Annotated in this window: 12 protein-coding genes; 11 read left to right on the forward strand and 1 reads right to left on the reverse strand. The window is 68.8% G+C overall.

Annotated elements, in window-relative coordinates; translation table 11 throughout:
• The first annotated feature begins 40 nt into the window (after positions 1-40).
• Complete coding sequence (locus tag A5747_RS10090; RefSeq protein WP_076123668.1) at positions 41-622, forward strand: VOC family protein; 582 nt, start codon at positions 41-43, stop codon at positions 620-622.
• A 36-nt stretch (positions 623-658) separates the two neighbouring features.
• Positions 659-1207, forward strand: coding sequence for a hypothetical protein (locus tag A5747_RS10095; RefSeq protein WP_076123700.1), 549 nt, complete (start codon positions 659-661; stop codon positions 1205-1207).
• Here the strand turns inward: A5747_RS10095 and A5747_RS10100 are convergent.
• Positions 1140-1829, reverse strand: a complete 690-nt coding sequence (locus A5747_RS10100) for a TetR/AcrR family transcriptional regulator (RefSeq protein ID WP_139333371.1) — start codon at positions 1827-1829, stop codon at positions 1140-1142. The genes A5747_RS10095 and A5747_RS10100 overlap by 68 nt on opposite strands.
• A gap of 98 nt (positions 1830-1927) precedes the next feature.
• Here A5747_RS10100 and A5747_RS10105 point away from each other — a divergent pair, with 98 nt between their 5' ends.
• The 9 genes from A5747_RS10105 (at position 1928) to A5747_RS10145 (ending at position 16527) form a co-directional block, all read left to right on the forward strand.
• Positions 1928-2818 carry an oxygenase MpaB family protein gene (locus A5747_RS10105; protein ID WP_076123670.1) on the forward strand — a complete coding sequence of 297 codons (891 nt, stop codon included), beginning with the start codon at positions 1928-1930 and terminating at the stop codon, positions 2816-2818.
• An 82-nt stretch (positions 2819-2900) separates the two neighbouring features.
• A complete protein-coding gene (locus tag A5747_RS10110; protein ID WP_076123701.1) occupies positions 2901-4496 on the forward strand; it encodes a PPE family protein in 1596 nt (531 codons plus the stop codon).
• A gap of 10 nt (positions 4497-4506) precedes the next feature.
• Positions 4507-5412 (forward strand): class I SAM-dependent methyltransferase, encoded by a 906-nt coding sequence (locus A5747_RS10115; protein ID WP_076123671.1) that lies wholly within the window; start codon positions 4507-4509, stop codon positions 5410-5412.
• A gap of 143 nt (positions 5413-5555) precedes the next feature.
• A complete protein-coding gene (locus A5747_RS10120; protein WP_076123672.1) occupies positions 5556-7040 on the forward strand; it encodes a PPE family protein in 1485 nt (494 codons plus the stop codon).
• Between the two features lie 219 nt (positions 7041-7259).
• A complete protein-coding gene (gene eccA / locus A5747_RS10125) occupies positions 7260-9113 on the forward strand; it encodes a type VII secretion AAA-ATPase EccA (protein ID WP_076123673.1) in 1854 nt (617 codons plus the stop codon).
• Complete coding sequence (gene eccB / locus A5747_RS10130) at positions 9110-10747, forward strand: type VII secretion protein EccB (protein WP_076123674.1); 1638 nt, start codon at positions 9110-9112, stop codon at positions 10745-10747. The genes eccA and eccB overlap by 4 nt, the downstream gene beginning before the upstream one ends.
• A complete protein-coding gene (gene eccCa, locus A5747_RS10135) occupies positions 10744-14712 on the forward strand; it encodes a type VII secretion protein EccCa (RefSeq protein WP_076123675.1) in 3969 nt (1322 codons plus the stop codon). The genes eccB and eccCa overlap by 4 nt, the downstream gene beginning before the upstream one ends.
• 31 nt (positions 14713-14743) lie before the next feature.
• The gene (locus A5747_RS10140) at positions 14744-15052 is read left to right on the forward strand and encodes a PE family protein (RefSeq protein WP_076123676.1); all 309 of its coding nucleotides are present in this window, start codon (positions 14744-14746) and stop codon (positions 15050-15052) included.
• A gap of 2 nt (positions 15053-15054) precedes the next feature.
• Positions 15055-16527, forward strand: a complete 1473-nt coding sequence (locus A5747_RS10145) for a PPE family protein (protein ID WP_076123677.1) — start codon at positions 15055-15057, stop codon at positions 16525-16527.
• The last annotated feature ends 43 nt before the right edge of the window (positions 16528-16570 follow it).

The raw sequence follows: 16570 nt of genomic DNA on the forward strand, positions 1-16570 counted from the left end.
TAATCTTGGCCAGGGCCTGCACCTCGATGGGAGCCGCAAGATGATCAAGCCGCACAACACCAACACGGAATTCGAGCTCGGCGGAATCAATCACGTCGCGCTGGTGTGCTCGGACATGGCGCGCACCGTGGACTTCTACAGCAACATCCTCGGCATGCCGCTGATCAAATCGCTCGATCTGCCCGGTGGTCAGGGGCAGCACTTCTTCTTCGACGCCGGCAACGGCGACTGCGTCGCCTTTTTCTGGTTCGCCGACGCCGCCGACCGGGTGCCCGGCATCTCGTCGCCCGGCGCCATCCCGGGCATCGGTGACATCACCAGCGCGGTGAGCACCATGAACCACCTGGCGTTTCATGTACCGGCCGAGAAGTTCGACGCCTATCGGCGGCGCCTCAAGGAAAAGGGCGTGCGCGTGGGTCCGGTGCTCAACCACGACGAGAGTGAGATGCAGGTGTCGGCGACGGTGCATCCCGGCGTGTACGTGCGCTCGTTCTACTTCCAGGATCCCGACGGCATCACGCTGGAATTCGCTTGCTGGGTCAAGGAATTCACCGACAGCGACGCGCAGGCGGTGCCGAAGACGGCGGCCGACCGGCGACCTCGGGTCCAGGCCGTACGCTGACTGGCAAGACCGTGCGCAACCCGGGGGATGGCAATGATGACCGACGGGGTTTTGACCGACGAACAGATCGCGGCGTTGACGCCCGCACAGCGGCGGGAACTGATCTCGCGGCTCGAGCAACCACTGAGCGAGCTGATTGACCCGGGCCTGATCAGTCGGATTCGGCGTATCCGGTTGGGCGTCATGATCGGTGGCTCGATCGCCATGATCCCCTGGCTCGTGTACCTGTCGGTGACGTTGCCGGAGAATTACGTCGCGCACAACTGGCCGGTGACGTGGGTGGGTTTCGACATTTTGTTGGTCGTCTTCATGGCGGCCACGGCCGTGTTGGGGTACCTGCGTCGCCAGCTGCTGGTGCTGGCGGCGTTCACCGCCGGGGTGTTGCTGATCTGCGACGCATGGTTCGACCTGCTGACCGCGGGCCCCAACGACCTGCGGCTGTCGGTGATCACGGCGCTGGGGATCGAGGTGCCGGTGGCGATCCTGTTGATCACCGGTGCGCTCCGGGTCGTGCGCCTTACGATGATGCGCTTTTGGCTGCTGAAGCCCGGGATGCGGCTGTGGCAGCTCCCGTTGTTTCCGTGAGGCCGTACAGGTTTGGGTCGGCGAGCCGGTCGAGCAGCGAGGCCAGCTGATCGACCAGCCGGTCCGGTTCGAGCCGGACGTCGCCGGCCAGCCACGCGCTGATCGTCTGGCCGACGCCGCCGACCGCGAAGTGCGCCCCCGCCTTGATGCGGTCGTTTGCCGGCATCCGCAGCGCGTCGCCCGCGTGCTGGCCGGAGAGCATGGCGAACAGTGCGGTGGACTCGGCGCGCTTGCGCACGATCACGGGATCGGCGAGCTGGGTGCTGAACAGCAGGCGCCCGACGCGAGCGTCGCCGGCAATGGTCCGCACGATGTTGGCCATTCCCGCTCGCGTCTGCTCGTGCACCGGTACCGCCGCGACCGCGGCCTGCGTGGTGGCGGCCAGATCGGCGACGACCCAATCGAAGACGCGGCCGACGAATTCGTCCTTGTCCGTGAAGCTTTCGTAGAAGTACCGCGCGGCCAGGCCGGCCCGGCGGCACACGCCGCGCACGGTCAGGGCCGAGACGTCCTGCCGTTCCGCCCCCAGTAGGTCCAGGCCGGCGGCCAATAGCCGGCCGCGACGAGCCGCGAGCCGTTCGGCGGCCTCCACCCCGCGGTAGGGCCGCGCGCTCTCGCTCATGAAGACCATCTTGACAGCGGCGCGGCGCGAGGACAATATCAGGAAACAAGCGTTCTCACATTTAGCTCGGCGGCGGCCGCGGGAGGTTCACCTTGGCAATGCATGTCCACCAGCGGCACGTCGAGCGCGCGATCGCCGATCCGCCCCGTCAGCAGCGGCGGCGGCGCGTCCGGTCGCTGGGGATCGACGAGGGATTGATGGGCGTGGCACTGCTGGCCGGCCCGGCGAACGTGATCATGCAACTGGCGCGTCCGGGCGTCGGCTACGGCGTGCTGGAGAGTCGGGTCGAGAGTGGCCGCGTCGATCTGCACCCCATAAAACGGGCGCGCACCACCTTCACCTACCTCGCGGTGGCCACGGCGGGCAGCGATGCGCAGAAGGAGGCCTTTCGCCGCGCGGTGAACCGGGCCCATGCGGAGGTGTACTCCACGCCTGAAAGCCCGGTGCAATACAACGCTTTCGACGTGGATTTGCAGTTGTGGGTGGGGGCGTGTCTGTACAAGGGCGGGGTCGATATCTACCGCATCTTCATCGGTGAGCTGGACGGCGAGGATGCCGACCGCCACTACCGCGAGGGCATGTCGCTGGCCACCACGTTGCAGGTGCCGCCCGAGATGTGGCCGCCGGATCGCGCCGCCTTCGACCGGTACTGGCAGGAGTCGCTGGCCAAGGTGCACATCGACGACGCGGTGCGCGACTACCTGTACCCGATCGCCGCGGGCCGGGTGCGCGGGGTGGCGCTGCCGGGCCCGCTGCAACGCATGTCGGACGACTTCGCGCTGCTGATCACGACGGGGTTCTTGCCGCAGCGGTTTCGCGACGAGATGCGGTTGCCGTGGGATGCCGCCAGGCAGCGGCGGTTCGATCGGCTGATGGCGGTCTTGCGCACGGCCAACCGGCTGTTGCCGCGATTCATTCGGCGGTTCCCGTTCAACGTCCTGCTGTGGGACGTCGACCGCCGGATCAGGACGGGGCGCCCCCTGGTCTAGCGCCCAGCGCGTCCGCTTGATAACGACAATCATTTTCATTAAGCTCTCGGTTTGGTAAAACTCTCCAGCCCGAGGGGTGGCCGTGACAGCTCCGATTTGGATGGCCCTACCGCCGGAAGTGCACTCCGCCCTGCTCAGCGGTGGCCCGGGGCCGGGGTCGCTGCTGGCGGCCGCGGGTGCGTGGGACTCGCTGAGTGGCGAATACGCCTCTGCGGCACAGGAACTCAGCACGCTGTTGGCCGGCGTGCAGGCGGGCGCATGGGAGGGCCCGAGCGCCGAGTCCTACGTGGCCGCCCACGCCCCCTATCTCGCATGGCTGACCCAGGCCAGCGCGAACAGCGCTGCGGCTGCCGCTCAGCATGAGACGGCGGCGACGTCCTACACCGCGGCGCTGGCTGCCATGCCGACACTGGCCGAGCTCGCCGCCAACCACGTCGTCCACGGAGTCTTGGTGGCGACCAACTTCTTTGGGATCAACACCATCCCCATCGCCGTCAACGAGGCCGACTATGCGCGGATGTGGGTCCAGGCCGCCACCACGATGGCGACCTATCAAGGAGTATCCAGCGCGGCGTTGGCCGCGACGCCGCAAACCGCGCCCGCTCCGCAGATCGTGAAAAGCGATGCCTCGACCCAGGATTCGGGGGAGAACCCCTTCCCCGACCCCACCGTCGACAACCCGATCGATGACATCATCGCCAACATTCTGAAGAACTTCGGCATCAACTGGGACCCCGCCCACGCGATGGTGAATGGCATTCCCTACGACGAATACACGAATCCGGGAGAACCGATCTACTGGGTCGTCCGCGCCCTCGAGCTCTTTGAGGACTTTCAGCAGTTTTTCGTCTACCTGCAGACAAATCCGGCGTTGGCCTTTCAGTACCTGGTCGCCCTCGAGATGTTCGACTGGCCGACCCACATCGCGCAGATCGCCAGCTTCCTGGGCACCCAGCCGGAATTGCTGGTGGTTCCCGCCCTCATCGTGGCGGCGCCCTTCGGGGCCCTGGGCGGTTTCGCGGGGCTCGCCGGGCTCGCCGCACTACCCGCGCCCGCGGTCGTGCCGGCACCGGCACCCGTCGCGGCCCCGCCCGCCTTGGTACCGGTGCTCGGATCGACTCCCATTGCCGCGCCCGCCGCGGCGGCTGCGCCGGCCCCGGCGCCCGCGCCCGCTCCCACGGCGAGCGCGGTGGCCAGCGCCGCGCCACCGTCGGCGCCGCCGGCCGCAACTGGGACGGCGTTCGTGCCCCCGTACGTCGTGGGGCCTCCCCGCATCGGACTCGGCACGGCAATCGGCGCCAGTGCCAGCTCGGGCGCCAAGAAGAAGGCTTCGGAGCCCGATGCCGCCGCGTTGGCCGCAGCGAGTGCGGCACGCGACGCGGCGCGGGCGCGGCGGCGCCAGCGGTCGCGACAACGTGGCCATAGCGACGAGTTCATGGACATGAACATCGACGTCGACCCGGACTGGGATGCGTCGCCGCCGACCGCGGCGTCGGAACGGGGCGCCGGCAATCTGGGGTTCGCCGGCACCGCGCCCGGGCGGGCGGCCGCCGAGGCGGCGGGCTTGACCACCCTGGCCGGTGACGAATTCGATGGCGGCCCAAAGATGCCGATGCTGCCCGGCAGCTGGGACCCGCACCGGCGCGACGAGAACGGGCGCCACGACCCGTCGGCGTAGTGTCGGTTGGGTGCGCAGCGAAGGCGATAGTTGGGATATCACAACAAGTGTCGGGTCGACGGCGTTGTTCGTGGCGACCGCGCGGGCGCTCGAGGCACAGAAGCCCGAGCCGCTGGTGGTCGACGAATATGCCGAGTTGTTTTGCCGCGCCGTCGGCGGCCCAGCGGCCGACGTTCTCGACGGTAAGGCTCCCGATCACCCGCTGAAGACGGCGGAGTTCGGCCGGCATTTCGTCAACTTCCAGGGCGCTCGCACGAGGTACTTCGACGAATATTTCCGTCGGGCCGCCGACGCCGGCGTGCGGCAGATCGTCATCCTGGCCGCGGGACTGGACTCCCGCGCCTACCGGCTGGACTGGCCGGTCGGGACGACGATCTTCGAGTTGGACCGGCCCGAGGTCCTCGACTTCAAGCGTGAGGTGCTCACCAGCCACGGCGTGCAGCCGCGTGCCGAGCGCCGGGAGGTCGCTGTCGATCTGCGTGAGGACTGGGCACAAGCTTTGCGGGCCAGCGGCTTTGATCCGGCCAAGCCGTCGGCCTGGATTGCCGAGGGCCTGCTGATCTATCTCCCCGCCGACGCACAGGAGCAGCTGTTCGCCGGCGTCGACGGCCTGGCAGGCCACGGCAGCCACGTCGCGGTCGAGGACGGGGCGCCGCTGCCGCCGGACGAGTTCGAGGCCGCGGTCGAGGAGGAACGCGCCGCCGCCGCCGAGGGCGACCAGCGCCTGTTTTTCCGGTTGGTCTACAACGAGCGGTGCGCGCCGGCCGACGAATGGTTCGGCGGGCGGGGCTGGACCGCGGTCGGCACGCCGCTGGCCGACTATCTGCGCGAAGTGGGCAGGCCGGTGCCCGAACCGGACACCGAATCCGGCCCGATGATCGCCCGCAACACCCTGGTGAGTGCCGTCAAGGCCTGAGGCCGCGCGAAGAATGTCCGATGAATCGGCCGCGGCCGGGAACTTTCCCGGGCCGCCGGCCGACTACTAGCGGCGTGATGCTTGCGCCGCCTAACAGCCCAGGCGGCCGTTGATCTCACCCCCAGGGTCCCGGGAGGCCGCGAATGACCGCGCCGGTTTGGATGGCACTGCCACCGGAGGTCCACTCGACGCTGCTGAGCAGCGGGCCCGGGCCCGGCGCCCTGCTGGCGGCCAGCGGCGCGTGGAGTTCGTTGAGTGCCGCCTATGCCGAGACGGCAGACGAACTGACCGGAGTCTTGGCGGCGGTCCAGTCCGGCGCGTGGGAAGGCCCGAGCGCCGAGCAATATGTCAGCGCGCACGCGCCCTACCTCGCGTGGCTGACGCGGGCCAGCGCCGACAGCGCGGCGGCGGCCGCCCAGCACGACGTCGCGGCCACGGCCTACACCGCGGCGTTGGCCGCGATGCCCACGCTGCCCGAGCTCGCCACCAACCACGCCGTGCATGCGGTACTGGTCGCCACCAACTTCTTCGGGATCAACACCATTCCGATCGCCGTCAACGAGGCCGACTACGCGCGCATGTGGGTCCAGGCGGCCACCACGATGACCACCTACCAAGCGGTGTCCACCGCGGCGGTGGCATCGGCACCGCAAACCGATCCGGCACCGGTCATCATGCACGCCGACGACGGCAGCGACGATGACGGCGGAATCGTCGACAACGATGGCGGTGACCCGACCCAGCTGAGCTGGTGGGTCAACCGCATCCTCGAGATATTCCAAACCATCGGAAGGGATTTGGAGGAATTTCAGACGGATCCGCTCGATGCGATAGAGGATTTGTTCCGCGACATTCCGTTGCTCATCGCCGACGAATTCGAGCACCTCGGCGAGGCCCTGCAGACCTTCCCCCAGCTCGCGACGATTCCCTTCTTGGTACCGGCGGCAGTTGGGGCAGGCATCGCAAGTTTCGGCCTGCTGGCCGGGATCCAGCCCGACGTGGCCCCCGCCCCCGCCGCCGCGGTGCCCGCACCGCTGCCCCAAGCGCCCGGCGCGCCCGTGGTCACCGCCACCCCGGTCGTCAGCGCTCCCGCGGCGGCGGCCCCGGCGCCGTCCTCCACCCCGACGTCGGCGCCCGCGCCCGCGACCGCCCCGACAGCTGTACCCCCACCCCCACCGCCGCCGCCGGTCACCGGTGTCGAGGCCGTCGCCTATCCCTACCTGGTCGGCGGTCCCACGATCGGGACGGACACCGGCCTGAGCACGAGTGCGCGGCGGAAGGCGCCGGAGCCCGACGCAGCCTCGGCCGCTGCGGCGGCCGCAGCGTCAGCGCGCGGGGAGCGACGGGGGCGCCGGCGGCGGCGCGCAACGATGGACGACCATTACCGCGGCTACGAATTCATGGATCTGGACTCCGAACCGGGTGCGGATCGCGACGCGAGCCGGGAGAGCTCGACGGTGGCGTCCGAGCGTGGCGCGGGGGCACGGGGTTTCGCCGGAACGGCGCACAGGGAGACAGGCGCGGCCACGGGGTTAGCCACGCTCGCGGGTGACGAATTCGGCGATGGGCCGGCGCTGCCGATGGTGCCCAGTACCTGGCAACCGGACGGACCGGAAGGCACAACCTAAATATTTTGCTAATGAAAACCATTTTCAGTAAGCTTGCCCTGCTTAGTAGGGCGCAACCGGAAGGGGGTCGATGATGGTGCCGAATGCCCTGATCAATGGCCCCCGGACAGCGAGCTGTGCGGCGAATCAAGGGAGCGCAGAAGCCTCGACAGTTAGCTTATGCAATGCTAACTTCAGGCGGTCAGGTTAGGGGAGGCTCACAAATGCGAGGAAGCTGCCGTGGAACGCGGTGACACGGGGATGCTGACGGCTCGGCCCGCCAATTCCCGGCCCGACGGCAGGGTAGACGCCGACATCGTCAGCCGGTTTGCCACGTGCTGCCGGGCGCTTGGCATCTCTATCTATGAACGGCAGCGTCCCGCCGACCTGGTGGCCGCGCGTTCGGGTTTCACGGCGCTGACCCGGATCGCTCACGAGCAGTGCGACGCGTGGACGGGGCTGGCCGCCGCCGGCGACCTGTCCCTCCGGGTGCTGGACGCGGTGTGGCGCACGGCGCGCACCGCAGGGGTGTTGCAGCGTGAGGTGGAGTTGGCGCCCGGGGAGTTGGGCTTCCGCTACGACACCGGCCTGTATTTGCAGTTCCGCGCGACGGACCCGGACGATTTCGCCCTCGCCTACGCGGCGGCCCTGGCGGAGGCCGGGAAATTCGCCGATGCCGACAAGTTGGTTTCGGCCGTCATCGAGCGCCGCCCGAGTTGGCGTGAGGCCCGCTGGGTCTCGGTGGTGGTCAACTACCGCGCCGCGCGTTGGTCGGACGTCGTCAAGCTCTTGACGCCGATCGTCAACGACGCCGACCTCGACGAGGCCTTCTCCCACGCGGCGAAGATCACCCTGGGCACCGCGCTGGCCCGGCTGGGCATGTTCGCGCCGGCCCTGTCGTATCTCGAGGAACCCGAGGGTCCCGTCGCGGTGGCGGCGCTCGACGGCGCACTGGCCAAAGCGCTGGTGCTTCGGGCCCACGTCGACGAGGAGTCGGCGGCCGAAGTGCTGCAGGATCTGTACGCGGCGCACCCGGAGAACGAGCAAGTCGAACAAGCCTTGTCCGACACCAGTTTTGGAATCGTCACCACCACCGCGGCCCGGATCGAAGCCCGCACCGACCCATGGGATCCGGACACCGAGCCCAGCCCCGGCGATTTCGTCGACCCCGGGGCGCAGGAGCGCAAGCGCGTGCTGCTCCACGAGGCCGAACGCGAACTCGATGAATTCATCGGCCTGGACAAGGTCAAGGACCAGGTGGCCCGGTTGAAGAGCGCGGTGGCCATGGAGCTGGTGCGCAAGCAGCGCGGGCTCGAGGTCGCGCAGCGCACCCATCACCTGGTCTTCACCGGGCCGCCGGGAACCGGCAAGACCACCATCGCCCGGGTGGTGGCCAAAATCTATTGCGGCCTAGGCCTTTTGAAGCGGGAAAACATCAAGGAAGTGCACCGTGCCGACCTCATCGGCCAGCACATCGGAGAGACCGAGGCCAAGACCAACGCGATCATCGACAGCGCACTGGACGGGGTGCTGTTCCTCGACGAGGCTTACGCGTTGGTTGCCACCGGTGCCAAGAACGACTTCGGCCTGGTGGCCATCGATACCCTGCTGGCGCGGATGGAGAACGACCGAGACCGTTTGGTGGTCATCGTCGCCGGCTACCGCGCCGACCTGGATCGGTTCCTTGACACCAACCAGGGTCTGCGGTCGCGCTTCACCCGCAGCATCGACTTCCCGTCATACAAACCGGCTGAGTTGATCGAGATCGCCAACTTCATGGCCGCCAAGCGCGACAGCGCGTTCGACCAGGCCGCGCTGCAGGATCTCGAGGCATTGTTCGCGCATCTGGCCGACTCCTCGAAACCGGACGCCGCCGGCGTCGAACGGCGCGGCCTGGATATCGCAGGCAACGGCCGCTTCGTGCGCAACGTGGTCGAGAAGTCCGAAGAGGAACGCGAATTCCGGCTAGACCACTCCGAGCACGCCGAGACCGGCGAGTTCACCGATGAGGAGCTGATGACGATCACCGCCGAGGACGTGCGCAATTCGGTTGAGCCGCTGCTGCAAGGGCTCGGTCTGCAGGAGCCGGCATGACCAACCCGGAGCCACCGGACGAGCGGCGTTCGTTCTCCTCGCGAACCCCCGTCAACGAGAACCCCGACCAGGTGGTCTACCGCCGCGGCTTCGTCACCCGTCATCAGGTGACCGGCTGGCGTTTCGTGATGCGCCGCATCGCCTCCGGAATTGCCTTGCACGACACCAGAATGCTCGTCGACCCGCTGCGCACCCAGTCGCGCGCGGTGCTGATGGGCGTCCTGATTCTGGCCACCGGCCTGGTGGGCTGTTTCGTGTTCTCGTTGATCCGGCCCAACGGTCAGGTGGGCAACAACGCGGTCCTTGCCGACCGCTCCACCGCCGCGCTGTACGTGCGGGTCGGTGACGACCTGCACCCGGTGCTCAACCTGACGTCGGCCCGGCTGATCGTCGGCCATCCGGTGAACCCCACCACCGTGAAAAGCAGTGAGCTGGACCGGTTTCCGCGGGGCAACCTGATCGGCATTCCGGGCGCCCCGGAACGCATGGTGCAGAACGCCTCGCACGACGCGAACTGGACGGTGTGCGACGCGGTCAGCGAGCCTGCCCAAGGCGGACACGCCGCCCACAGCACCGGTGTCACCGTAATGGCCGGCCCCCCCGACAGTCGGGGCGCTCGGGCGGCGACGCTCGGATCCGGTCAGGCGGTCCTGGTCGACTTCGCCAGCGACAAGGGCAGCAGCACCTGGCTGCTGTGGGACGGCCGGCGCAGCCAGCTCGACCTGACCAACCACGCGGTCACCAACGCCCTGGGCTTGGGTGCCTCCGACCTGCCCGCGCCGCGGCCCATCGCCGCCGGGTTGTTCAATGCGATCCCCGAAGCTCCGTCCCTGACGGCGCCGGGCATCCCGAATGCCGGTGCGCCCGCGAACTTCGGCGTCCCCGCCCCGATCGGCGCCGTGGTGGTGTCGTACGCCCTGGAGCAGAGCCCGTCGGGCGCGGCGCGATACTACGCCGTATTGCCCGACGGCCTGCAGCCGATCTCGCCGGTGCTCGCCGCGATCCTGCGCAACACCAATTCCTATGGCCTGGACCAACCTCCGCGGATCGGCGCAGACCAAGTGGCGAAGCTCCCGGTCTCGCGGATGCTGGACACCACGCGCTATCCCGACCGCCAGATCGCCCTCGTCGACGCGTCCAAGAACCCCGTCACTTGTGCGTACTGGAGCAAACCGGCCGGCGCCGCCACCAGCTCGTTGAGCCTGCTCTCCGGCTCGGCGCTGCCGGTGCCCGACGCGGTGCGCACCCTCGACCTGATCGGCGGCGGTTCCCCAGCGACAGCCACCCGGGTCGCGCTGGCGCCCGGCACCGGCTACTTCACGCAGACCGTGGGCGGCGGCCCGACGTCGCCGGGCACCGGGGCATTGTTCTGGGTCTCCGACACCGGGGTGCGCTACGGAATCGACAACGAGGCGGACAGCGCGACCGGAGCCGCCGGACACGGCAAAACCGTTGAAGCTCTTGGCCTCAACGCGCCCGCAATCCCCATCCCCTGGTCGATGCTGTCGCTGTTCGCGAACGGCCCGACGCTATCGCGCGCCGACGCGCTGCTCGCCCACGACGGCTTGCCACCCGACAGCAGGCCCGGCCGGCCGGCTGCTGCTGAACGGGGAGCCGAAGGAGAACCCCGATGAGCCGACTGATCTTCGAAGCCCGGCGCAGGCTGGCACCGCCAAGCACCCGCAAGGGCAGCATCAGCATCGAGCCGCCGCCCGAGCTGCCCCGGGTGATTCCGCCCTCGATGCTGCGGCGGGCGATGCCTGTCGTGATCGTGATGCTGATCGTCGGCATGGTCGTCGCGTTGTTCGCCACCGGGATGCGGGTGATCTCGCCGCAGACCCTGTTCTTCCCGTTCGTGTTGCTGCTGGCGGCCACCGCGATGTACCGCGGCACCGGCAACAAGACCCGCACCGAAGAGGTCGACGCCGAACGAGCCGACTACCTGCGCTACCTGTCGGTGGTGCGGGACAACATCCGCACCCAGGCCGCCGAGCAACGCGCGGCCGCCCTGTGGTCCCACCCGGACCCCACCACCCTCTCAACGGTGCCCGGATCGCGCCGTCAGTGGGAGCGTGACCCGCACGACGCCGACTTCCTGGTGGTGCGGGCCGGCCGGCACGAGGCGCCGCTGGCCACCGCGCTGCGGGTCAAGGACACCGCCGACGAGATCGATCTGGAACCGGTGTCGCACAGCGCTCTACGCAGCCTGCTCGACACCCAGCGCACCGTTCGCGACGTGCCGACCGGAATCGACCTGACGAAGGTCTCGCGGATCACCGTGCTGGGAGAGGCCGACGAGGTCCGGGCGGCGTTGCGCGCCTGGATCGCTCAGGCCGTGACGTGGCACGACCCGACCGTGCTCGGGGTGGCACTGGCGAGCCGCGACCCGGAGGGCCGCGACTGGTCCTGGCTGAAGTGGTTGCCGCACGTCGACATTCCCGGCGAGTTCGACGGCGTCGGGCCGGCGCGTTACCTGTCGAGCAAACCCGACGAGCTGATCGCGCTGCTGGGACCGGCCCTTGTCGATCGCCCGGCCTTCACCGGCGGGGCCGCAGATGCCTCGCGCCATCTGCTGATCGTCGTCGACGATCCCGACTTCGACGTGAACGCCTCGACGCTGGCCCTGGGCCGGGCGGGGGTCACGGTCGTGCAGTGCTCCGACACGCCGCCGCATCGCGAACAGTATTCGGACCCCGAAAAGCCGATCCTGCGCGTGGCGGGCGGCGCCATCGACCGCTGGCAGACCGGCGGCTGGCAGCGCTATATCGACGCCGCCGATCAACTCAGCGCGGACGACGCCGCCCACCTGGCCCGTCAGTTGTCGCGGTGGGATTCCAACCCCACCCACACTGGGCTGCGCTCGGCGGCGACCCGCGGCGCGACCTTCAGCACGCTGCTGGGCATCCCGGATGCGTCGCAGCTGGACGTGCCGACGCTGTGGGCGCCGCGCCGGCGCGACGACGAGTTGCGCGTGCCGATCGGTGTCACCGCGACTGGTGAGCCGCTGTTCTTCGACCTCAAGGACGAGGCCGAGGGCGGCATGGGCCCGCACGGCCTGATGATCGGTATGACCGGCTCCGGGAAGTCGCAGACCCTGATGTCGATTCTGTTGTCGCTGTTGACGACTCACTCGGCGGACCGGTTGATCGTCATCTACGCCGACTTCAAGGGCGAGGCCGGCGCGGACAGTTTCCGCAACTTCCCGCAGGTCGTCGCGGTGATCTCGAACATGGCCGAGAAGAAGTCGCTCGCCGACCGGTTCGCCGATACGTTGCGCGGCGAGGTGGCGCGCCGCGAGTCACTGCTGCGCGAGGCCGGCCGTCAGGTTCAGGGCAGCGCGTTCAACTCGGTCGTCGAGTATGAGAACGCCATCGCCGCCGGGCATGACTTGCCGCCGATCCCAACGCTGTTCGTGGTCGCCGACGAGTTCACCCTCATGCTGGCCGATCATCCGGAATACGCGGAGCTGTTCGACTACGTGGCACGCAAGGGCCGCTCGTTCCGCATCCACATACTGTTCGCGTCCCAGACGCTGGACGTGGGCAAGATCAAAGACATCGACAAGAACACCTCGTACCGAATCGGGTTGAAGGTGGCCAGTCCCAGCGTTTCTCGCCAGATCATCGGCGTGGAGGACGCTTACCACATCGAGTCGGGCAAGGAGCACAAGGGCGTGGGCTTCCTGGTGCCCGCCCCCGGCGCGGCCCCGATCAAATTCCGCAGCACCTATGTCGACGGAATTTACGATCCGCCACAAACGGCCAAAGCGCTTGTGGTGCAGTCAGTTCCCGAGCCGAAGCTGTTCACCGCGGCGCGGGTGGAGCCGGATCAGACAACAGTGATCTCCGACGCCGCGGACGAGGAGACGACCGGGCCGCCACGCAAGCTGATCGCGACGATCGGCGAACAGCTGGCACGCTATGGGCCGCGGGCGCCGCAGCTTTGGCTGCCGCCGCTCGACGAACCCATCCCGCTCACCGCGGCGCTGGCCCGGGCCGGGATACCGCAACGGGAGTGGCGTTGGCCGCTGGGCGAGATCGACAAACCGTTCGAGATGCGCCGCGACCCATTGGTGTTCGACGCGACCTCGTCGGCCGGGAACATGGTCATCCACGGCGGTGCCAAGTCCGGCAAATCGACCGCGCTGCAGACGTTCATCATGTCGGCTGCGAGCCTGCACTCGCCGCGCGAGGTCACGTTCTATTGCCTGGACTACGGCGGCGGGCAGCTGCGGGCGCTGGAGGACCTGGCGCATGTCGGCAGCGTCGCGTCGGCGCTGGAGCCCGAACGCATCCGCCGCACCTTCGGCGAACTCGAGCAGCTGCTGCTGTCTCGTCAGCGGAGAGAGGTGTTCCGGGACAGGTACGGCTCGGCGCCTGACGACGGCTTCGGCGAGGTGTTCCTGATCATCGACAACCTCTACGCTTTCGGCCGCGACAACACCGACCAGTTCAACACCCGGAATCCGTTGCTGGCCAAGGTAACCGAACTGGTCAACGTCGGGCTGGCGTACGGCATCCACGTGATCATCACCACGCCGAGCTGGCTGGAGGTGCCGCTGGCCATGCGGGACGGCCTGGGTCTGCGCCTCGAGCTCAGGCTGCACGACGCGCGGGACAGCAACGTACGGGTGGTCGGCGCGCTGCGCCGCCCGGCCGACGCGGTGCCGCACGACCAGCCTGGCCGTGGGCTGACGATGGCCGCGGAGCATTTCCTGTTCGCGGCTCCCGAGCTGGACCAGGTGGCCGCGATCAACGCCCGCTACCCCGACATGGCCGCGCCGCCGGTGCGGTTGCTGCCCACCAACCTGACGCCCGATGCGGTCGGGGCGCTCTACCGAGGCCCGGAGCGGGTGGTTATCGGCCAGCGCGAGGAGGACCTGGCGCCCGTCGTCCTCGACTTCACCGACAACCCATTGCTAATGGTGTTCGGCGACAGCAAGTCTGGGAAGACGACCCTGCTGCGGCACATCATCCGCACCATCCGCGAGAACTCCACGCCCGATCAGGTTGCCTTCACCGTGCTGGACCGGCGGCTGCACCTGGTCGACGAACCGCTGTTCCCGGACAACGAATACACCGCCAACATCGACCGGATCATCCCCGCGATGCTTGGCCTGTCCCAGCTCATCGATTCGCGCCGCCCGCCCGCGGGACTGTCGCCGGCCGAGCTGGCGCGCTGGAGCTTCGAGGGCCACACCCACTACCTGATCATCGACGACGTCGACCAGGTGCCGGATGCCCCGGCGATGAGCGGTCCCTACCTCGGACAGCGGCCGTGGACCCCGCTCCTCGGGCAGCTTGCGCAGGCCGCGGATCTGGGGCTGCGAGTGATCATCACGGCACGCGCAACCGGGTCGGGGCACGGACTGATGACCAACCCGCTGCTGCGCCGCTTCAACGACTTGCAGGCGACCACGCTGATGCTCGCGGGTAACCCACAGGACAGCGGCAAGATCCGGGGCCAGCGGTTTGCCCGGTTGCCCGCCGGACGGGCAATCCTATTGGGCGACAGCGACACTCCGGCCTACGTGCAGCTGGTCAACCCGCTGGTCGCCGAGTCCGTGATCGAGGGCGGCAGCGACGGCTTCGCCCACTGATGGTTAGTGAAACGAGAGGACAGGAGTAGCCATGACGTTGCAAGTGGTTCCTGAGGGGCTGGCCGCGGCGAGCGCGGCGGTGGAGGCGCTGACCGCGCGGCTGGCGGCCGCCCATGCCGCCGCCGCGCCGGCGATCACCGCGGTGGTACCGCCGGCGGCGGATCCGGTGTCCCTGCAGACGGCCGCCGGGTTCAGCGCCCAGGGCCAGGAGCACGAGGCCGTCGCCGCCCAGGGTGTCGAGGAGCTGGGCCGTGCCGGTGTCGGCGTCGGCCAAGCCGGGGCGAGCTATCTCGCGGGCGACGCCGCGGCTGCCGCTACGTACGGGGTTGCGGGCGGCTGACAATGACCTCGCCCATCTGGATGGCTTCGCCGCCGGAAGTACATTCGGCGTTGCTGAGCGCCGGTCCTGGACCGGGGCCGCTGCTGGCGGCCGCCGGCGCGTGGACCGCGCTCAGCGCCGAATACTCTTCGGCGGCAGCCGAACTCGGTGGGCTGGTGGGAGCGGTGCAGGCCGCCGCATGGCAGGGCCCGAGTGCGGAGCGGTATGTGTCCGCACACGTGCCGTATCTGGCGTGGCTCGAGCAGGCCAGTGTCGACAGCGCGGGTGTGGCCGCGCAGCACGAGGTCGCGGCGGCCTCTTACGTCGCCGCTCTGGCGGCCATGCCCACGCTGGCGGAGCTGGCAGCCAACCACATCATTCACGGTGTTTTGGTGGCGACGAATTTCTTTGGGATCAACACGATTCCGATCGCCCTCAACGAGGCGGACTATGTGCGGATGTGGGGCCAGGCCGCGACCGTGATGAGCACCTATCAGGCCGCCTCGGGACTGGCGATGGCGTCGGCGCCGAGAACCACGCCGGCGCCCAACGTGGTGAATCCCGGTGCCGGTGAAGTCAACAACGCCGCGGTCACCGCCACGCAAGACGGTCCCTTTTCCTGGCTGTCGAACCTGCTGCGGCAGCTGTTCAAATTCCTCCAAGATGTCGTTCAAGATTTCATCAACCTCCTGCAGAATTTCCTGACCAATCCGGCGGGGGCCCTGGGCGGCTTCCCTTTCCTCTTCTTCGTCGCCTACGAGGTGATCACCAACCTGCTTGGTTGGCCGACGTGGGCGATGATCTTGAGCGCCCCGTTCGTGCTGCCGCTGGCGATCGGCATCGGCTACTTCCTGTTGATGGGTCCCGAGCTCGCGCCGGTCGCGCCGGGCGTCAGTGGTGCGCCGGCAGTTGTGGCCCCCAAGGGGTCCTCGGTGTTGCCGGCGGCGGGTATGGCGGCGCCGATCGCGAGTCCCGCTGGGGCACCGGCATCCACGGCCGCCGCGAGTTCCGCCGCGGCTACTGCGCCGGCCCCGGTCGCGGCTACCGGGAGCTTCGCCTACATCGTGGGCGGCGGCGGTGATCCCGAAACCGGGCTCGGCCCAACGGTGGGTGGCCGCGGTGGCATCAAGGCGCCGGCCGCGACCGTTCCGGCGGCGGCCGCGGCGGCGCCCAGTCGCGCCGAAGCGCGGGCGCGACGGCGCCGGCGGGCCGCAATGCGCGAGTACGGCGACGAATATGCGGACATGGACTCAGACGTCGGCGTCCCTCCCGATTACGGAGACGACGAGCGGCTCGCCGCCGCAATCGCCTCCGGGAATGGCGCCGGACGGTTGGGGTTTGCCGGGACTGCACACAAGGACGAGAGGCTGCAGGCGGCGGGGCTGGCCAAGCTGGCCGTCGACGAGTTCGGCGGCGGCCCGCGGATGCCGATGGTGCCGGGAACCTGGGAACACGACGGCCCGAGCGAACCCGACGGGGAAGGGGGCCGGACATAGTTCACGAGACGGCTAGCAGGAGTCAGTAACCGAAATCCGAAGG

Origin of the sequence: Mycobacterium sp. IS-836, from assembly GCF_001954275.1 — a bacterium.
Taxonomy (GTDB): domain Bacteria; phylum Actinomycetota; class Actinomycetes; order Mycobacteriales; family Mycobacteriaceae; genus Mycobacterium.

What these genes read in the sequence shown, in the direction of transcription:
- A5747_RS10090 (WP_076123668.1), top strand. Translation starts at nt 41, where the DNA reads ATGATCAAGCCGCACAACACCAACACGGAATTCGAGCTCGGCGGAATC.
- eccB (WP_076123674.1), top strand. Translation starts at nt 9,110, where the DNA reads ATGACCAACCCGGAGCCACCGGACGAGCGGCGTTCGTTCTCCTCGCGA.
- A5747_RS10095 (WP_076123700.1), top strand. Translation starts at nt 659, where the DNA reads ATGACCGACGGGGTTTTGACCGACGAACAGATCGCGGCGTTGACGCCC.
- A5747_RS10100 (WP_139333371.1), bottom strand. Translation starts at nt 1,829, where the DNA reads ATGAGCGAGAGCGCGCGGCCCTACCGCGGGGTGGAGGCCGCCGAACGG.
- A5747_RS10105 (WP_076123670.1), top strand. Translation starts at nt 1,928, where the DNA reads ATGCATGTCCACCAGCGGCACGTCGAGCGCGCGATCGCCGATCCGCCC.
- A5747_RS10120 (WP_076123672.1), top strand. Translation starts at nt 5,556, where the DNA reads ATGACCGCGCCGGTTTGGATGGCACTGCCACCGGAGGTCCACTCGACG.
- A5747_RS10145 (WP_076123677.1), top strand. Translation starts at nt 15,055, where the DNA reads ATGACCTCGCCCATCTGGATGGCTTCGCCGCCGGAAGTACATTCGGCG.
- eccCa (WP_076123675.1), top strand. Translation starts at nt 10,744, where the DNA reads ATGAGCCGACTGATCTTCGAAGCCCGGCGCAGGCTGGCACCGCCAAGC.
- A5747_RS10140 (WP_076123676.1), top strand. Translation starts at nt 14,744, where the DNA reads ATGACGTTGCAAGTGGTTCCTGAGGGGCTGGCCGCGGCGAGCGCGGCG.